We start from the raw sequence: 19,952 nt of genomic DNA, 5'->3' as shown, positions 1-19,952 counted from the left end.
AATTTGAAAGGATAAAAAGTTATCATTAAATAAAATCGTAACCTCATTTTATAGGGGTTTTTCATTTTCATAAAAGTATATCTCTTATAAGAAAGTAAGTAAGCAAGAGAGCTCATTAAGGATATTTGGCATCAATATATGATCGTCAATAAATAAATGCCCCTGAAAAACAGGAAGTTAAGGGCAAAAAAAAACAGGAATTGATGAGACATCATTTTCCTGTTTTTAGTAGCGGGGAGCAGAATCGAACTGCCGACCTCAGGGTTATGAATCCTGCGCTCTAACCATCTGAGCTACCCCGCCATAATCTTCTTTTTTTAAGAGTTGCAAATATAGAAAAAATTCCCTTTCTTTAGGAATAAATGAAAAAAAAATAAAAATAATTCAAAATATAAGGGTTTAGCAGATGTCAGAAAAGAAAAAGTTTACGTTAGAATACGAATTAAAATCTTCCCCACGTATTTTGTTTAGCTTCATTAGCGAACCTAATGGCTTGTCACAGTGGTTTGCAGATGATGTAGTTTTCCGTGACCAGGTGTTTACCTTTAAATGGGATGACGAAGTGCAAAAAGCAAAGTTGCTGAGCATGAAAGAAAATAAAATGGTCAAATTTAAGTGGCTTGATGATGATCCTCATTGTTATTTTGAAATGGAAATCGTTCAGGACGAATTAACCAATGACGTAGCTTTGAGCATTACCGACTTTGCTACCGAAGATACCCTTGCAGAACGCACCTCTATCTGGGACAATCAAATCAACTACTTGCTAAGTGTAATTGGAGGATAATTATTCCTTGCCATTGACTACATTTGTATATTGAAAAAGATTCACTTACTTCTGGTCAAAGCGTTCATTAAGCCATTTATCGCCACATTTTTTATTGTGATGTTTATCTTGCTGATGTTCTTCCTCTTTAAATATGTAGATGACTTAATAGGAAAGGGCTTCGAATGGTATGTCATTCTCGAATTGATGATGTATGCCTCAGCAGCTAATGTATCCATGGCACTGCCGCTGTCCATCTTGCTGTCTTCCATCATGACCTTTGGAAGCCTGGGGGAAAACTATGAGCTTGTTGCCATCAAATCGGCTGGCGTATCCTTACAAAGGGCTATGAGGCCACTTTTTATCGTGATCTTATTGCTGGCATTCAGCTCCTTTTTGTTTTCAGATTATATGCTGCCCAAAGCCAACCTTAAATTTGGCTCCTTGTTATGGGATGTGCGCAATAAAAAGTTATCCTTTCTGATTAAAGAAGGCGTATTTAACAACAGTATTCCTGGCTATTCTATTAGAGTAGACAAAAAGGGTGAAGATGGAATTTCTCTTGAAGGAATTATGATCTACGACCATACCGGTACCAACAGCATTGCTAAAATTATCATGGCCAAAGATGGCAAAATGTATAAAACCAGCGACGACAGGTACCTTGTACTTAAACTCAATGAAGGCGTAAGGTATGAAGAATCTTCAGGCAAAAACTCTTACTATAACCCAAGGCAGGAACTTTACCGCATGCGATTTAAAGAGACGGAACAAAAGTTTGACTTTTCAAGTTTCAAAATGAACCGCACGGACGAAAATAGTTTCCGTTCTAATACCCAAATGCTGAACCTTAAGGGACTGGAGAAAAAAGGAGATTCCATGACTAAGGTAGTCGATAGTATTGACCGACTAGCTAAATTAAGTGTGGGCAGCTATTATAAACAGAACAATATCACAAAAGGATATAGCAAAATAAAAGTACCTGAGAAAGTGATTAAAGGTGATATCATTAAAGAGATCCCCAAAGATCAACAACTCAACATCTTGCAGGCGGCGTCTGATCAGGCTACTTCCATTCAACAGGCTGTTGCCGGCAAGGTTTTAGAACACAACGATGTGGTGAGAAACCTGATTAAAATTAAGCTGGAATACCAAAGGAAGTTCACTTTAGCAGCATCTTGTTTGCTCCTGTTTTTTATAGGTGCACCACTGGGCGCTATTATTAGAAAAGGGGGTTTAGGCTTGCCTGTAGTTATGGCCGTGGCTTTCTTTTTAATTTACCATATCATCTCCACCGTAGCTGAAAAATCAGCTATACAAGGCAGTGTCAGTCCGGCGCTGGGCATCTGGATGGCCATCATTATTTTAAGTCCTGTGGGGGCTTTTCTTACCTATAAAGCCACAGTAGATTCTGCACTCTTTGATATTTCAAGTTATAAATCCTGGTTCATCAATCTCTTTAAAAAGAAAACGAAGCTGTAACAAGCAGCCTCGATATTTCCTAATGGTAACAAATAATTGTTATGCGCAATATGATTACCTGTTAATGATATTTTAAACCTAAAATTAACGTTCAAGGTTGTAACTTTGTATATGTATTCTTCGGTTCAAATAAACATAGACTGAAGGACAAGAAATTCTAAAAATGGAAATTAAATTAAACACAATAGAAGAAGCTATTGTAGATATAAAAGCTGGTAAGCTTATTATTGTAGTTGATGATGAAGATCGCGAAAATGAGGGAGATTTTGTCACTGCAGCAGAGAATATAACCCCCGAACTTGTAAATTTCATGGCAACGTATGGCCGCGGCCTAATCTGTGTTCCGCTAACAGAAGAGCGTTGCGATGAATTAGAATTAGAGCTCATGGTCGGTAAAAATACCGCCGCTTATGAGACTAATTTCACCGTTTCTGTAGATTTAGTGGGTCATGGCTGTACTACCGGTATATCCGCTACTGATAGAGCTAAAACTATCCAGGCTTTAGTTAATCCTAAAACAGACCCTGCAGAATTAGGCAGACCAGGTCATATTTTTCCATTAAGAGCTAAACATGGTGGTGTACTCAGACGTTCTGGTCACACCGAAGCCAGTGTAGATTTAGCAAGGCTTGCAGGTTTAGCACCAGCAGGTGTTTTGGTAGAAATCATGAAGGATGATGGTGAAATGGCACGTTTACCCGATTTGATCAAAATTGCTGCACAACACCAGCTTAAAATCATTTCTATCAAAGACCTTATTGCTTACAGATTAAGCAAAGAGAGTTTAATTAAAGAAGAAGTAACCATTAATTTGCCTACACAGTTTGGCGATTTTAAAATGACGGCTTATACACAACTCGACAACCAGGCTACGCATTTAGCGATCAGCAAGGGCGAGTGGACTGAAGACGAGCCTGTAATGGCACGTGTACATAGTTCTTGTGTTACCGGCGATATATTTGGCTCTTGCAGGTGTGATTGCGGTCCGCAGTTACATAAAGCTTTAGAGATGATCCAAAAAGAAGGTAAAGGCATCGTGGTTTATATGAACCAGGAAGGTAGGGGTATTGGCCTTGTTAATAAACTGCGTTCTTACAACCTTCAGGATGCTGGTTTTGATACCGTGGAAGCGAATATCAAACTGGGTTTTAAAGGTGATGAAAGAGATTACGGGGTAGGTGCACAGATATTAAGAGCACAGGGCGTTACCAAAATGAGGCTAATGTCTAACAACCCTACTAAAAGAGCCGGCTTAATTGGATACGGCTTAGAGATTGTAGAAAACATTGCTATCGAAATAGAAAGCAACATTCATAACGAATCATACTTGAGAACAAAAAGAGATAAAATGGGTCACCAGATTATGAAAGGCTAAACACCTTTTTTCTTGCCATTCTTTTTTTCTGTTAAAACAGCTTCTTTCACCGGAAGCTGTTTTAATTTTTCAGCTTCTTTTTTTGCCTCTTCGGCCTCCTGTTTCTTTTTCAGCTTCCTGCGATATTGTCCGCTAATCTTTTGAAGCAACTCTCTGAAGTTGTCAAACTGCTGGGTATAAATCAATCCTATAGAAGTCACATTGTTATTTTGGTTGATACCCGAATTGATAAAAATACTTTGTTGTGTAGGTGGCTTATTTGCTAGTTTACCTACTAATGTGCCATCTTTTTTAATCAAGGCTAAGAGCTCAACTTCGCCACCTACATTGTTCTTAGAGAAGCCTATTGGCGATAAATCATTCGTACTTTTCTTGTCTACGATTCCTGCATTCAACACCACCCGGTCGTTGAAAAATTTAAATGAAGCATTTGCCTCACTGAAAGATCGGATGTTGATATCCACAAAATCAAGGTTAAGGGAGGAGAGCACATTGTTAAACTGGTTAAACAATAGTTCTGTTGCGGTACTGGTAACCCCGGAGGTTAGCTGCTGTCCTAAATCTTCCTTACCATTTCCTGGCGCAAAGCTGCGGCGGATAATTAAGCTGAAAGCCTGCAGGTTTAAATTGTTGGGGTCATTGAAATAGGCCTGCATGTCATCCTTAATAGCCGGATTTGACGGGAAGAAAATGTCTAATTTAATATCTGGTTTTAACAATAAGCCAGTAAGGCCCATCTCCACCTCTGTCAATACCCTTTCATTGGAATTGTTGGTGGTTTCACGATTGGCTGCTGCAAAAAGATCATCAAGATTTGCCCTTAAAGAATAAATGGCTTTCAACTGTATTTGTGCTGCGGTTGGGTTGCCCGTCCAGCGGATACTCCCTCCCTGGCGGATGGTAAATTTCTTATTGATCACCTCCTGCGCTGTAAAATCAAAACTTCCCGACTCAATGATGTAATCCCCGATCATCTCAAAGTCGCCAAGACTGTTGATTTCCAGGTTTAAATTTCCACTCCCTTTTCCGCTGAGTTTACCCAGCGTTGTAAAAATATTAGCCGTGCTGTTGGCATCCACTAAAAGTTTAAAGCTCATGGTCAAACCATCAAAGCTTGTCTGCCTTTTCACTACTTCCGTGGTGTCTTTACTCACAAAAGTAATGAAGTCTTTGCTCGTTACTGTTTCTGAGCTGTTCAAAGGTAAATTAAACACCGTTCCTTTTTCGGTTTTGGCATCTATACCGATAAACATTTTGTTGGTAGGCCCTTTAAAGATGAAGGTTCCTGTTGCATACGCCTGCCCGAAATACAGTGGGTTATCCTTAGCGGTTGTATTCAGTGCCATAAAATCAAGGGCATTCACTACAATGTCAAGGTAAGGGGTACTGAGGTTGTTTAAATCCACCTTCCCGTTACCTGTTGCAATATTGCCATCTGTATCCTGCAATTTTAAATCATCAATGCTGATCACATTATGATTTACTGCTACCTCGTCAGTAATGATATAGGTTGTTTTCAGGTAGTTAACCGTCAGCTGTGCTTTATCAAGGGCTAAACTTCCATTGATTTCTGGTTTAGACAATGGTCCATTGATGCGTAAATCTGAACTCACCTTGCCCTTTAGGCCACTCACCAGCTGTTTAACAAAAGGTTCTAAAATAGCAAGTTCACTATCGTCTAATTTAACTGTTACGTCGATGAGTTTTTCCTTAAGGTCTAACTCGCCGTCTATTTTTAAGGTTTCCTGGTTACCAGCAAGAATGCGGGTATAGACATGGGCCTTGTTGTTTAACCTGTCATAAGAAGAGGTATCGGTTAGCGTACCTATATAGGTATCATTGAAATTCAAGGAATCAATTTTGATGTCATCTGCAATCCTCACCGATTTCATGATGCTGTAAATTCCCGTTTGTCCATTTAAGGTTCCCCCAAGCTTAACACCGAAGCCTCTTACAAAGGGATTGAGGGTTTTTAACTGAAAGTCTTTAAAGCCTACCTGCAACAAGTCGGCCGGATCGTTGGAAATTAAACCATCAATGGTGAGCAGCTGATTGCCGTTACTCAAATCAAAGTTATTGATTTCAGTTTTGCCATCTTTAAAATTAATTTCAACCTTCTCCTGTATTTTCCATTCTTCCCTGTTGATGGTTAACAAGGAGGGAAGAATACTGATTCTTGCCGTATTATTGGTGGCAAATTCTACCAGACCGTTTAAATCCAGCTGGTTAATATCATCAGCATCAGAAAGTTTAACGTTAAGCATCAAACTGTCATTTCTGATGATGTTCGAAATATTGATGTTTTTAATGAAAAGGCTGTCGTTCAGATCAACCCTGTCCGATGTAATAATGGTCTGCAGTTGGTTATCAGTTGTATTTTCATCAATAATGATGTTGTTAATGGTAACCCCTTTATAAGTTAGTTTTTTTACATAACCGTTTAACGTCGCTATCCTGTTCCTGGAATCAAAGTCACCGATTAAGATGGCTTCATCTTCAATGTCCAATCCCGGTGCGACCAGTTCTGATATAGGCTCGAATCTTTTTATCTTTAGGTTAAACTCAAAATCCTGTGTGCCGTAACGTTTAGATCCGGTTTTTATGGATGGAATATAGGTTTTGGCCAATGCCGTGTAATAGGCTGGTAATGTATTTAAATCATACTCCCCCGTAATACTGGCATCCAACACATCAGACTGTACCGTTAAGGTTCTTTCTTTACCAATTCCTTTTGCGTGTAGCTGCACAGAGTCAATGGCATAACTACCTTTAGGGTTTCGCAGTTGGATGTTGAGCAGCGCTAACTTGCCTTGGATATTGTTTAAGTTATTACCAGAGAAATTGGTGTTAAAGTTCGCATTAACCACCATTGAATCCTTATACAGGTGCAATGTTTTTAACCTTGCATTTTTTATAGTCGCATTGAAATTAAATACCGGTAGTGCAGGATTAAGGTTCACACCCCCGTTAAATTCTAACTGTACATTTTTGTCGTTGATCTTTAAACTCCCATCAAAGAGCTTCTTGTCGAAAATTCCATTAATTTTAACATTTCTATAGCGGTAAGCCTTGAAATCTATGTATTGGATATTCCCATCAATATTTTCAGTCAGGTTTTTAATTTCTATACCACGGCCTTTAATTTTTACCGCAGAGGTTACCTTACCCAATAATTGCTCATCCAGCAGCTGACCGATATTAAAGTCGTATGTTTTTACATTACCCGAATAGGAGGGAATGCCTGCCTTATCGATTTTCATGTTCACGTCAGAAACCACCCTGCCCAGTTTAGTCTTAAACTCACCAAAGGCAATAAAGTCATTTTGAAAACCTGTAAATGTTCCGTTAAAATTAAAGTTCCCAAATTTGTTAACAATCAGGGGAATGCTTTTCATCTTTTTCCCCATGGTATTGCTCAACAACTCATCCAAATCTTTTTTATTAGATCCTGCCATATCAATCTTCAGGTCCATAAAGGTTTCTCTCCATACAGGAAGACCTTTTACTATAAAGTCACCTTTAATATAGGTTGCTTTACCTGCTTTAAGCGAAAGCTGTTTAGCCTTAAGGTCATTCACAAAACCGCTAATTTGCCCATCTACATCAATGTTTAAATTCATTTGCTGTAGGGCAGAAGTGAAATAGGCAATATCTTTAGAATCAAGGTGACTTTCTTTAAAATTGGCCTTCATGCGCACCTTATGGAAATAATCTTTGAAGTCTGCAAACTTAGCAAAGGTCATCTGGTAATAATCCTTTAAACGACTTTGGTTGGTAACCAGTAAGAGGTTTTTTAATTCTATCTGGTTCGTGTCTACAGTGGTCAGCGCAGTCAGGTTTTTCAGCTGGAAACCACTCTTTTCTTTAAAGGCCAGGTTTTTGACATTCGTCTGCAACAAATGTTTGGTCGTATTCAGTCCTTCAAATATGCCATTGAACCCTGTAAGGTGGATGTCATCAAAGTTCACCCCCTTAATCACGGTGTCTACTTTAAGGTTTTTATATTTAAACTGAAGGTTATTGACAATGATGGTTCGAAAAGTAAGCTCAAAAGGTTTACCTTCTTTCTTAACCTCAGGTTCTGCACCTGAAGCGAAATAAGCAATGATAAAATCTAAATTGGTGTTGCCGTTTTTATAAGACTTTAAAAAAAACAAGCCGTTGTTAACTTGTATACTACTCACATCAATTATGCGTTTTTTTAAGTTAAACTGGTTAAGGTCTACTAAAAATTTCGGCGTGTGCAGTAAAGTGTCTTTTTGTTGATCTAAAATCAACAAGTCTTCTATGACAAGAGATTTAAAAGGTTTGATGTAAATCCCGCTGAGGGATACTGTTGTGTGAAGTTCTTTAGATAAATAAGAAGCCGCTTTTTTTGCTACATAGGTCTGCACAGGCTTGAATTGAAGCGCAAATAAAAGAATGCAAAGCAACAATAGAATTGATGCAACAGACCAAAGGAGTATTTGTAATAGTTTTTTGATATTTTTGTAGCTTAAATAATATAAACGTGTCTGTAATACTTGCTATCGAATCCTCGTGTGATGAAACTTCAGTTGCTATTTGTAACAACGGCAAAATTACAGCCAATGTTATAGCAAACCAAACTATTCATGAAAATTATGGTGGTGTAATTCCAGAGTTAGCCTCGCGGGTACATCAACAAAATATTGTTCCAGTTATTCATCAGGCACTCACTGACGCTAAAGTTAGTAAAAAAGATGTTACCGCAGTAGCATTTACCCGTGGACCGGGCTTATTAGGTTCTTTATTGGTGGGTGTATCTTTTGCAAAGGCATTTGCCCTGGCTTTAGAGGTGCCATTAATTTCGGTAAATCATATGCACGCGCACATACTAGCGCATTTTATTGATGATCCCAAACCACAGTTTCCTTTTTTATGCTTAACGGTGTCCGGTGGACATACGCAAATAGTGCTGGTTAAAGCTTATGATTCCATGGAAATTATTGGTGAAACATTGGATGATGCCGCAGGGGAGGCCTTTGATAAAACGGCCAAGATTTTAAAGCTTCCTTATCCGGGAGGTCCTTTAATTGATAAACATGCTAAAAACGGGAATCCTTTGGCATATAAATTTCCCGAGCCACAAATAAAGGATTTGAATTTTAGTTTCAGTGGTTTCAAAACTGCTGTCCTGTATTTTATACGAAACCAGGAGAAATTAAATCCAGATTTTATTGAGCAGCATTTAGATGATATCTGTGCTTCTGTACAGCATAGCATTGTGCAGATCTTGCTGAACAAACTCAAAAAGGCAGCTAAAGAACATGGCATTAAAGATGTAGCCATTGCGGGTGGTGTGTCTGCCAATTCAGGTTTAAGAAATGGTTTACAAGCCCTTGCGCAAGAAATGAACTGGAATGTCTTTATACCTGCTTTTGAATATTGCACAGACAATGCGGCCATGATTGCCATTGCCGGTTACCATAAATACTTAGTTAAAGATTTTGTTGGTCAGGATGTTTCTCCTGCAGCAAGAATGATATTTTAATAATCCATTGCGATATGAATTCAATGAGTTTGCTTTTTATAGGGTTAATCCTTGTGCCTTTTACCATCTTTATGATTTGGTTAATGAAACAAGATAAAAGAAAAAATTACCTCGGTCTGGCTATTTTAATCGCCGCAATCCTCGCAGGTATCCTTGTTGCCATTTATGTGGATGCCAAATTTATGGCTCCTCAACCTTAAGCCAGCTCAGCAGCTTTATTAATAGGGCATAAAAAAGCCTGTTACTTTCAACAAGTAACAGGCTTCTTAGGTATTAAACCTTATAATGCTACTTTCTCTTCTAATTTCTCACCGGATACTTCAGCTCTGATTTTAGCTTCAATTTCGTCTGCCAATTCTGGATTGTCTAAAAGTAATTGTTTAACGGCATCTCTTCCCTGACCTAATTTGGTCTCTCCATAAGAAAACCATGATCCTGCTTTTTTGATGATGTTAAAATCAACACCGATGTCAATGATCTCACCTACTTTAGAAATTCCCTGGTTAAACATAATGTCAAACTCAGCAATTCGGAAAGGTGGTGCCACTTTATTTTTAACGATTTTAACTTTAATTCTGTTACCAGAAACTTCATCAGAATCTTTAATTTGTGATGTTCTGCGGATATCTAACCTTACAGAAGCATAAAACTTTAAGGCATTACCACCAGTAGTGGTTTCAGGATTTCCAAACATCACACCAATTTTTTCACGTAATTGGTTGATGAAGATACAGCAACAGCCAGTTTTTGAAATCGTACCCGTCAATTTACGTAAAGCCTGAGACATCAACCTGGCCTGTAAGCCCATTTTTGATTCTCCCATTTCACCTTCAATCTCCGCTTTTGGTACCAGGGCAGCTACTGAGTCAATCACAATTACGTCAATAGCTCCTGAACGAATAAGGTTGTCTGCAATCTCTAAAGCTTGCTCACCATTGTCTGGTTGTGAAATCAACAGGTTCTCTACATCAACGCCTAATTTTTTAGCGTAAAACTTATCAAATGCATGTTCTGCATCAATAAAGGCGGCAACACCACCTGCTTTTTGTGCTTCAGCAATAATATGTGTGGCTAAGGTTGTTTTACCAGAAGATTCTGGTCCGTAAATTTCTATCACACGGCCTTTAGGAACTCCCCCAATGCCTAAAGCGATATCTAAACCAATGGAACCGGTTGAAATGGATTCAATCGCTTCAATGGCTTTATCACCTAATTTCATTACGGCACCTTTCCCGTAAGATTTTTCTAATTTATCAAGCGTAAGCTGTAATGCTTTTAATTTGTCTGCGTTTGGGTTCATTTTATGAAATTTTGTTCGTAAATATAAAATATCTATTTTTTATAATAACTATCTAATTCAATATAGGTACTAACTATTTTAGCAAAAGTAAGGATATATTTGGTTATAAAAAAGCCAGGACACAATTTAATATTTAATTATTTATGATTCACTAACATTATTAGTTTTAAATTGTCGTTCATAATATTTGCAGATGGACGTAAGCTCACATATACTGCATTTAGGCGAACGGGCCACACAAACATAGCGGCCATGTAAAATCAGCCAGTGGTGTGCAATATGGATGGTGTGTTGTGGCAAATTTCTCACCAGGTCAAGTTCTACTGCCAGTGGCGTTTTTCCAGTGGTTAAACCAATCCGCCGTGCTACACGGAAAACATGTGTATCAACAGCCATTGCTGGCGCATTATAAATGACCGAGGCAATAACATTGGCAGTTTTTCTGCCTACACCGGGTAATTTCTGTAAATCATTAATGTCTGATGGCACCTCACTGTTAAAATCTTTTACCAGCATATTTGCCATCCCCACCAGGTGTTTAGCTTTGTTATTAGGATAGCTGATGGACCTGATATAGTCAAACACTTCATCGGCACTTACTTCAGCAAGCGCTGTAGGTGTAGGAAAGCGTTGGAACAGGGCAGGGGTAACCATATTTATTCTTTTATCTGTGCATTGCGCAGATAAGATGACCGCAATTAACAACTGAAAAGGGTTGTGGTAGATCAATTCTGTTTCAGCATCAGGTTGCCTGGCAGAGAAATGTGCAACAAATTGCCGGTAACGTTCTTTTTTGAGCATCTGCAAATATACAGCATACAGGTCTAAAAAAAAGCTGCCCTTTAGGGGCAGCTTCATCAATTACTTTAATTTTGAATAGGCTAAAATCTTGTTAATCAACTCATCACTTGGTTCTTTAACAAGCATGTCTAACTCTTTCTTTATGTTTTCGTAAAAGAAAGGATCAATTTCGTCAAACAAGTCAGCATTCAGCTGCTCAGTGTTCGGTTGAAAGTGATGGGTGTTGTAGGTTGAAGTAGAGGTTGTTACCATAAGCATCATACTGATTTGTTTTATCTATTAAACGCAGTACTTTACTATTTATTTTAACCTAAACAACAATTATCAAAAAACTATTTTCGTTCTTAAAATTAGCTCACTTCCTTCACTTTCATCATCCTTCGTAAGTTGCTCAAGGCATATCTCATTCTGCCTAAAGCGGTGTTAATGCTCACATCCGTGAGGTCTGCAATTTCCTTAAAACTCAGGTCTGCATAATGGCGCATAATCAACACTTCCTTTTGTTCATCAGGAAGCAAATGTATCATCTGCCGTAAATCTGTATAGGTTTGTTCTTTGAGTAATTTGTCTTCGGCACTTTCTTCATGAATCTGAAGCATGTTAAGGATGTCCGTATCGTCAGAGCTCGTAATTACGGGGCCGCGTTTCTCCCTTCTGAAGAAGTCAATCACCAGGTTATGCGCAATCCGCATTACCCATGGTAAAAATTTACCTTCTTCGTTATATCTTCCTGATCTTAAGGTGTTGATAACTTTAATGAATGCCTCCTGAAATATATCTTCAGCCAGATACTGGTCTTTTACCAATAAATAAATGGAAGTATATATTTTGGATTTATGTCTTCGAAGAAGTTCTTCCAAAACAGATTCATCTCCATTAAGGTAAAACTTCACCAATTCCTGATCACTATTTAATTGTAAATTCATAGGAGTATTCATACTAAATCTCGCTGTTTGCTTTAAAATATTTAGTAGTTTTTTATTCGATAGCGGTTCTCCTATGTAAGTTTAATGAAGTGATGGATCAATTGTTGTTGTTAATTCTTTCAAAAGAAGCATTTTTTTATTAGAATACAATAATAAAAATGTTAAAATATTATAAAAGCCTGCTGAACGCGTTAATTTTACGTTCCCGGAAAATACCATGTCTATTTAATTCATGGTATATTTGCAATTCTATCCAAAAGTAATGAGTAAGGAAACAGAGAAAGATCCACATAAGAATATCATCATAAAAGGTGCCAGAGTACACAATCTTAAAAATATTGATGTAGCTATTCCGAAAAATAAATTGGTGGTTATTACAGGGATGTCAGGATCGGGGAAATCTTCCCTGGCATTTGACACCTTATATGCTGAAGGACAACGCAGGTACGTAGAAAGTCTTTCCTCTTATGCGCGTCAGTTTATGGGGAGAATGAACAAACCTGATGTTGATTATATTAAAGGTATAGCTCCTGCAATTGCCATCGAACAAAAGGTGATCACCTCTAATCCCCGCTCTACAGTTGGTACTTCTACTGAAGTTTATGATTACCTTAAACTACTCTTCTCCAGAATTGGCAAAACTTATTCACCTATATCTGGCAATATTGTTAAAAAGGATACCGTTGCTTCGGTCGTAGATTATATCAGTCAACTTCCCCCGGATAGTACCGTTACCATTTACTGCCCCCTTTTTCCACATAACAACAGAACCATAAAAGAAGAACTTGCCATTTTACTTCAAAAGGGCTTTTTAAGGGTTTTATATGAAGGAAAAATTAGTAAAATTGAAGCCATCCTTGAGGATCCTGATTTTAAAGATGTGGAACTTGCCGATGAAACAACGGTAAGGATATTGATTGACCGCATCGTGTGGAATGAGGAGGAAGAAACCCTCAGCAGGACTGCAGATTCTGTACAAACCGCATTTTTTGAAGGTAAGGGCGACTGCTATGTCGAAAATGATGGATCTACTGCTCATTTTTGTGATCGCTTTGAGTTGGATGAGCTGAAGTTTGAAGAACCTACGCCCAACTTTTTCAGTTTCAACAACCCTTATGGGGCTTGTAAAAGATGCGAAGGTTATGGTAATGTAATCGGTATTGATGAAGACCTCGTTATTCCTGATAAAAGTAAAAGTGTGTACGATAATGCCATCGCCCCATGGCGTGGCGAGAAAATGCGCGAATGGCTTAACAAGCTCATCAAAAGTGCTGATAAGTTTGATTTCCCTATCCACAGGCCTTTTCATGAATTAACAGAAAAACAACAGCGTTTGCTGTGGACCGGCAATAAATATTTTGAAGGCCTGGATGCCTTTTTTAAAGACCTTGAAACGCAGACTTATAAAATTCAATACAGGGTAATGCTTTCGCGTTACCGTGGCAAAACCATTTGTCCTGATTGTAAGGGCTCACGTCTACGCAAGGATGCTTCTTATGTAAAGATCGCCGATAAATCTATTATAGACTTTGTGCTGATGCCGCTATCTACCATTGCGGGCTTCTTTGAAAACCTGAGTCTTTCAGAAAACGACAAGAAAATCGCCAAACGTTTACTGGCGGAGGTGTCTAATCGTGTAGACTTTTTAAACAATGTAGGTTTAGGTTATTTAACCTTAAACCGCTTGTCTAATACCTTGTCAGGTGGTGAATCGCAAAGAATCAACCTGGCCACCTCTTTGGGCAGTAGCCTGGTGGGCTCTATCTATGTGTTGGATGAACCCAGTATTGGCCTGCACCCACGCGATACCCATAAGCTCATTGGTGTTTTAGAACGCCTTAGAAATGTAGGTAATACCGTCATTGTGGTAGAGCATGAAGAAGAAATGATGAAAGCTGCAGACCATATCATAGATATTGGCCCTGAAGCAGGAACGCATGGTGGAAACCTTGTGTTCAGTGGTACTTACGATCAAATTTTAAAAGATAAAAAGAGCCTTACCGGTAGATACTTGTCGGGCAAGGAAAGTATAGCAGTGCCTGCCAGCAGAAGGAAATGGAATGATCATATCCTGTTGAAAGGGGCCAGGGAAAACAACCTTAAAAATATAGATGTAAAGTTCCCTCTGGGTATATTTACGGTGGTGAGTGGTGTTTCCGGATCTGGAAAAACCAGCTTGATCAAAAAGATTCTTTATCCTGCTTTACAGAAAGCCATAGGTAAGTATGCGGGTGAGCAAACAGGTTCTTATGATGGCATCTTTGGGGATATTGACATGGTGAGCCAGGTAGAAATGGTAGACCAGAACCCTATAGGCCGCTCTTCAAGGTCTAACCCGGTTACCTATGTAAAAGCCTGGGATGATATCAGGGCCTTATTCGCAGCCTTGCCTGCATCTAAAGCGGCAGGTTTAAAACCTTCAGCCTTCTCTTTTAATGTGGAGGGTGGACGTTGTGATGTTTGTATGGGTGAAGGAGAAGTAAAGATCGAGATGCAATTCATGGCTGATATCTATTTGCCTTGCGAAGCTTGTGGTGGTAAAAGATTCCAGCAGCAAGTGCTTGATGTTACTTACCAGGATAAAAACGTTTCTGAAATTCTGGAGATGACAATTGAGGATGCGGTAATCTTCTTTAATAAGGAAACTAAAATCCTCAATAAACTGCAGCCTCTTGTTGATGTAGGTTTGGGTTATGTCCATTTAGGTCAGTCATCCAACACTTTATCTGGTGGGGAAGCCCAAAGGATCAAATTAGCTTCCTTCCTCATCAAGGGTAATAATGCCAATAAAACGGTTTTCATTTTTGATGAGCCTACTACAGGACTGCATTTCCATGATATTAAAAAGCTGCTGGTTGCCTTGAACACCTTAATTGAACAAGGGAATACTATTTTGGTGATTGAACACAATATGGACATGATCAAATCTGCCGATTGGGTGATCGATATTGGTGCTGAAGGTGGCGATAAAGGTGGCGAATTGGTATTTGAAGGTACGCCCGAAGCCTTAGTTTCGGCAAGTGATTCTTATACGGCGAAGTATTTAAAGGCACATTTGAAATAATTGTATCTTCGCGCATGCTTTTTCTAACCTTTGTATTAGGGATTATTCTGAACGCGCTAGGCTATATTCCACCCGGTAATATCAATCTCACGGTTGTACAACTGACCATCAACCGTGGGTTTAAACAAGCACTCTACTTCATTGCTGCTTTTGGCTTTGTGGAGGTGCTCTTTACTTTCGTCATGATGCGCTTTGTGCAATGGCTGTCGCTCACCATAGAGCTCGACAATATCATTGATGTGGTGATGATCTTTTTATTCCTGATTCTGGGTAGTATTACCTGGAGATCAAGAAAGCAATTGCCTAAAGACGATTATTCTAAAAAGGACAGCATTAAATATGGGATGCTGCTAGGCCTATTAAACCCTATGCAGGTTCCTTACTGGCTTTTTGTGGGTACCTACCTTATTTCGCATGAATGGATAGATATTGGTTACCTATCCTTAAGTATATTCAGTGTAGGTGCTGGTATAGGCGCTGCACTTGCTTTATATGGTTTCGCCTTGTTTGCTGGCTATGTCAAAGAAAAGTTCGACCTCAGCAGTTATATCATCAATAAAAGCATAGCTATTTTATTCTTCTCTTTATCGGCCTACCATATCTGCAAGGTCATCTATGTTCATTACCTTAAATAGGCTTATTTTTTCAGGAATTCTACGTTCCAGATCTTTTCGGCTCTTTTGCCGATGATCCAAAATGAAGCGGCGAGTACACAAAAGAAGATAGCCTTATGCCAGCTGTCCCAGAAATATTCAAAGTAGCGGGTGTAAAGATTCAGAAATAAAAAGGTGATGCCAAATTCACGGGCAACATCGTCGCGGTATTTAAGACCAGCAAAAATGCTCACTACACACGCAGCGGCAGAAAGAAGGGCCCAGTAAAACAGGTTTATTTGCCTTACTTTATACCACTCTTCAATAGAGTCATAGTTGCCAAATACGGAAATTAGCCAGAGAGATAAAAATAAATAGATCATGCCCCCAATATAAGTGGTGCCATAGAAGAGACTAAATTTTTTGTTATGCTTAAAAATCAAAGCAATGGCGGTAAGGATAAGTCCGAAAAAGACAAAACGCAAAGGATAGTTAAGGCCCATGAAATAATAGTTCCAGCGGGAAAGGTAGCCTGTTTCTGTGCCAAACCAAACGCCAAGGGAGAGCAGTACAAAAGCCCAGATTAACCTTGATTTAAAGATAAAGGCTAACACACCATAAATGATGACGGAGCATAAAATGAGGATCGAGAAATGCGAGCTGTTGCTGCCTATGGATTTCCCCAAATAAGCAATGGCATTGGCCGTGAGCATCACTGCAGTGAAAATGATGGCATCATTGCTGAAAATTTGCTGCTGGTGGGTCTTACTTCTTTTAAAACCCACGTAATATAAAACACCTGCTGCTATAGCAGAAAAAACACTGATCAAGCTGTCTGGCGTATCATATATTTTTTCCAGATACAGCAAGATATCCTTGTCGACTAAAATAGCCCCTAAAGATATTACCCCACAAGCCATAGCAATCCAAAATGAATATTGCGCAAGACGGCGCCAGTCGAATGCTTTGGTTTCATAAGTTGCCTGCAGTCGCTTTACGTCATCTTCCGTCAGCAGATTTTGATCCTGCCATTGGGAAAGCATGTCATCTAAAAATTCACTTTTTTCCTGGTCTAATTTCATGGAGTGTAATTAATGCCTACCATCTGTTTCTCAATCATAGCTGTGTTGAAAATTAACCTATCTTTTTCAATAATTCAGGAATCTTTTTAACGTTTCCAACAATCCATACAATATCATCATTTTCAAACACCAGATTTGAATCAGGGTTCAAAATTCGTTCCCCTTTTCTTTCAATGCCCACCACTAAGCCCTGCGTCATTTCACGTATCCCTGAATTGCGGATGCTAAAACCATAGACAGGCGATTTACTGTTGATAATCACCTTCTGCAGGGTCATGTCTTTTTTAGGGAAGTTAGATTCTTCCACCTCTTCCTGCGGACCTGCGAACAATTCTTGTACAGCGGCTAACTGGTCGTCGGTGCCAATAACCAATATTTTATCATAAGGATAGAGCCTTTCATCTCTGCCAGGAGTAGGGATTCTTTTTTTGCCACGTTCAATCATGGCAATGTTGACCCCAAATTTCTCCCTGATGGAAAGCTCTACCAAAGAGAGGCCTACCAATTTTGATTCCGGGGCTACGGTAAGCTCCGCAAGGTGAGTATCCCAAGGTAAAATTTCTGGCTGTGCATTTTGTTCTTCCCTGGCGTTGAGGTTATACAGAAAGCGGTTTTCCAGTCGGTTATAAAAGGCCTGCAACCTTCGCGAAAAGATCATCATCACCAGCACAATCATCACCAGCGCAAGGCTGATGGACACTAAAGTATTGTAGAATTGAAAAATGAGGAAGCCCACAAAAAATACGGCCAGTCCGATTCTTAAACTTTCCAGGGCCACCAGCGGGCCACGGGTATATTTTTTATTCAGCCACAAGTTACTATAGGCCTTGCGCTCAAGTTTTCGCAATGAAAGGGCCCATAAAAAGGGCATCATGATCATCAGCGTTACTAATAAACTAATAATAGTACCTTTATGACCACCTAAAAGGTTATCTTCAATGAAAGGCTGTAAAACCCGGGAGCTTAAAAACACCATGGAGATCAGGATCACGCTATGGATAATAATATTGAAAGTATAGGCTTTGAGAAACACTTTCCAGTCGCTTAAAGTGGTAATGCCCGCCGTACTGGTGCTGTACCTGCTGATGCCGGCAACCCACTTAGCAGGTAAGTTACGTTCCAAAAATTTATAGAAAGGTTCTGACGATTTAATCAGGTAGGGCGTAGTAAAAGTAGTGATGGCAGAAACCGCAACGGCAATAGGGTACAAAAATTCGCTGGTTACTTTTAAGGATAAACCCAGCGTGGCGATGATAAAGGAAAACTCCCCAATTTGAGCTAAACTCATGCCTGTTTGAACAGCGGTTTTTAACGGTTGACCAGACAAAAGGGCGCCGAAGCCAGAGCTCAAAAACTTGCCTAACACGGTGGCCACCGTAATGATCATGATAGGGCCGGCATAGTCAATAAGCACCTTGGGATCAATAAGCATGCCCACCGACACAAAGAAGATAGCCGCAAAAAGATCTTTTACCGACTTGGTAAGGTGCTCAATACGTTCTGCCTGTGTCGTTTCTGCTAAAATAGACCCCATGATAAAGGCACCAAGGGCAGCAGAGAAACCAACTTCTACTGCCAGCAAGACCATTAACAAACAAAGGGCAAGAGAAACGATGAGCATCGTTTCATCATTCATTAACTTACGCGTGGCCTTTAAAAAAGTAGGAATTAGAAATATACCGCCAATGAACCATAAGATCAGGAAAAAGGATAACTTTAAAATGGAGACCAGCATTTCTACACCCGCAAACTGCTGACTCACAGCAAGCGTAGATAACAACACCAACAGTAAAATGGCCACAAGGTCTTCAACGATGAGGACTCCAAATACCAGGCCGGCAAATTTCTTATGCTTAACGCCAAGTTCTTCAAAGGCGCGAATGATAATGGTCGTGGAGGAAACAGAAAGAATACCACCCAGAAATATGCTATCCATCGTAGACCAGCCCATCAGTTTACCTGCGGCAAAGCCTATGAGCAGCATAAAAACAACTTCTACAATTGCGGTGATAGAGGAGGAGCCTCCAACTTTAACCAGTTTCTTAAAACTGAACTCCAGCCCCAGGTTGAACAATAAAAAGATAACACCTATTTCTGCCCAAATAGTAATGCTCTCGTTATCCGTAACGGTAGGGAGAAATTGAACATGAGGACCTACTAAAAGCCCTGCAAGGATATAACCCAGGACTAAGGGCTGTTTAATTTTTTTAAATAAGAGGGTAGTCACCCCGGCAGCGGCAAGTATAAGACCTAAATCAGCAATGAGTACGGGAAGGTGTAGCATGGAGCAGATGATGAAGTTAACAACGGATAAATAGCAGAAAAAGGAATTGCTATGCTAAGCATAATAAACCCATATCGTGTTAAATATACGAATTAACTTAAAATCAGGCCATTTTTTTGAAGTAATTTAGGGTGTTTTCCTTGTCTACCTGTAGTTGTTCTTTCAAAGCTTCGAGGCCTGTGAATTTAACATCATGACGCAAAAATTCAAGGAAAGACATCTTAATGGTTTGACCGTAAATTTCTTTGTTGAAATCAAAAATGTTAACTTCAATATTCCTGGTCATGCCGTTGATGGTAGGGCGCTGACCAATATAGGCCATTCCCTTATAAACCTCTGTTCCCATTTGTACGGTTACCGCATAAATGCCGTCAGAAGGGATCAATTTATAACTCTCTTCAATAAATATATTTGCTGTAGGAAAACCTATAGTGCGCCCAATTTTATCCCCTTTAACTACACGTCCCTCCAGGGAGAAATGATAACCTAAAAATTTTGCTGCAAGAGCAACATCGCCTTCCAATAAGGCTTTTCTGATCTTTGTAGAGCTTACAGCCACATCATTGATGTCCTGCTCTTTGATTACTTCTATTTTATAGTCGTATACATTGGCATATTCCTCCAGCTCGGGCATTCCACCTTGTCGGTCTTTGCCAAAACGATGGTCGTAGCCTACAATAATGTATTTGGTGCCTAAAGTATTGATCAGCACGTTCTCAATATATTCTTTTGCCGTGAGGTTAGAGAAATCGCGCGTAAAAGGAATG

Annotated in this window: 14 protein-coding genes and 1 tRNA gene; 6 read left to right on the top strand and 9 right to left on the bottom strand. The window is 39.3% G+C overall.

Going from position 1 to position 19,952, the window contains the following annotated elements; translation table 11 throughout:
• Positions 1–229: 229 nt before the first annotated feature.
• Positions 230–303 (bottom strand) — tRNA-Met (locus tag ACR2F7_RS12765).
• A 103-nt stretch (positions 304–406) separates the two neighbouring features.
• On the opposite strand from ACR2F7_RS12765, the gene ACR2F7_RS12760 reads away from it, so the two are divergent.
• The 3 genes from ACR2F7_RS12760 (at position 407) to ACR2F7_RS12750 (ending at position 3,623) form a co-directional block, all read left to right on the top strand.
• The gene (locus ACR2F7_RS12760) at positions 407–787 is read left to right on the top strand and encodes an START-like domain-containing protein (RefSeq protein ID WP_432713941.1); all 381 of its coding nucleotides are present in this window, start codon (positions 407–409) and stop codon (positions 785–787) included.
• 30 nt (positions 788–817) lie between these two features.
• Positions 818–2,248: an LptF/LptG family permease gene (locus ACR2F7_RS12755; RefSeq protein WP_432713940.1), complete on the top strand. Its 1,431-nt coding sequence runs from the start codon at positions 818–820 to the stop codon at positions 2,246–2,248.
• Between the two features lie 163 nt (positions 2,249–2,411).
• Entirely contained in the window at positions 2,412–3,623 is a 1,212-nt protein-coding gene (locus ACR2F7_RS12750) for a bifunctional 3,4-dihydroxy-2-butanone-4-phosphate synthase/GTP cyclohydrolase II (RefSeq protein ID WP_432713939.1), read from the top strand.
• Here the strand turns inward: ACR2F7_RS12750 and ACR2F7_RS12745 are convergent.
• A complete protein-coding gene (locus ACR2F7_RS12745) occupies positions 3,620–8,017 on the bottom strand; it encodes a translocation/assembly module TamB domain-containing protein (RefSeq protein ID WP_432713938.1) in 4,398 nt (1,465 codons plus the stop codon). The genes ACR2F7_RS12750 and ACR2F7_RS12745 overlap by 4 nt on opposite strands.
• Positions 8,018–8,133: 116 nt before the next feature.
• On the opposite strand from ACR2F7_RS12745, the gene tsaD reads away from it, so the two are divergent.
• Entirely contained in the window at positions 8,134–9,135 is a 1,002-nt protein-coding gene (gene tsaD / locus ACR2F7_RS12740) for a tRNA (adenosine(37)-N6)-threonylcarbamoyltransferase complex transferase subunit TsaD (RefSeq protein WP_432713937.1), read from the top strand.
• Positions 9,136–9,415: 280 nt separating this feature from the next.
• Here the strand turns inward: tsaD and recA are convergent, their stop codons facing one another.
• From recA to ACR2F7_RS12720, 4 genes are all read right to left on the bottom strand, one after another.
• Positions 9,416–10,435, bottom strand: a complete 1,020-nt coding sequence (gene recA / locus ACR2F7_RS12735) for a recombinase RecA (protein ID WP_432713936.1) — start codon at positions 10,433–10,435, stop codon at positions 9,416–9,418.
• A 141-nt stretch (positions 10,436–10,576) separates the two neighbouring features.
• Positions 10,577–11,236: an endonuclease III gene (gene nth, locus ACR2F7_RS12730; RefSeq protein WP_432713942.1), complete on the bottom strand. Its 660-nt coding sequence runs from the start codon at positions 11,234–11,236 to the stop codon at positions 10,577–10,579.
• 60 nt (positions 11,237–11,296) lie between these two features.
• Positions 11,297–11,497 (bottom strand): hypothetical protein, encoded by a 201-nt coding sequence (locus ACR2F7_RS12725; RefSeq protein ID WP_432713935.1) that lies wholly within the window; start codon positions 11,495–11,497, stop codon positions 11,297–11,299.
• A gap of 89 nt (positions 11,498–11,586) precedes the next feature.
• Positions 11,587–12,162, bottom strand: coding sequence for an RNA polymerase sigma factor (locus tag ACR2F7_RS12720; RefSeq protein ID WP_432713934.1), 576 nt, complete (start codon positions 12,160–12,162; stop codon positions 11,587–11,589).
• A gap of 262 nt (positions 12,163–12,424) precedes the next feature.
• On the opposite strand from ACR2F7_RS12720, the gene uvrA reads away from it, so the two are divergent.
• Positions 12,425–15,226: an excinuclease ABC subunit UvrA gene (gene uvrA / locus ACR2F7_RS12715; RefSeq protein ID WP_432713933.1), complete on the top strand. Its 2,802-nt coding sequence runs from the start codon at positions 12,425–12,427 to the stop codon at positions 15,224–15,226.
• A gap of 14 nt (positions 15,227–15,240) precedes the next feature.
• Entirely contained in the window at positions 15,241–15,861 is a 621-nt protein-coding gene (locus tag ACR2F7_RS12710) for a LysE family transporter (RefSeq protein WP_432713932.1), read from the top strand.
• 2 nt (positions 15,862–15,863) lie between these two features.
• Here ACR2F7_RS12710 and ACR2F7_RS12705 read toward each other — a convergent pair whose 3' ends face one another.
• From ACR2F7_RS12705 to ribF, 3 genes are all read right to left on the bottom strand, one after another.
• Positions 15,864–16,901 (bottom strand): DUF2157 domain-containing protein, encoded by a 1,038-nt coding sequence (locus ACR2F7_RS12705; protein WP_432713931.1) that lies wholly within the window; start codon positions 16,899–16,901, stop codon positions 15,864–15,866.
• Between the two features lie 52 nt (positions 16,902–16,953).
• The gene (locus ACR2F7_RS12700) at positions 16,954–19,185 is read right to left on the bottom strand and encodes a cation:proton antiporter (RefSeq protein WP_432713930.1); all 2,232 of its coding nucleotides are present in this window, start codon (positions 19,183–19,185) and stop codon (positions 16,954–16,956) included.
• Between the two features lie 103 nt (positions 19,186–19,288).
• The coding region (ribF, locus tag ACR2F7_RS12695; RefSeq protein ID WP_432713929.1) for a riboflavin biosynthesis protein RibF at positions 19,289–19,952 on the bottom strand (664 nt) is incomplete at its 5' end.

Origin of the sequence: Pedobacter sp., assembly GCF_045628745.1 — a bacterium.
Classification (GTDB): Bacteria; Bacteroidota; Bacteroidia; order Sphingobacteriales; family Sphingobacteriaceae; genus Pedobacter.
This window is presented reverse-complemented; position numbering and strand designations above follow the sequence as displayed.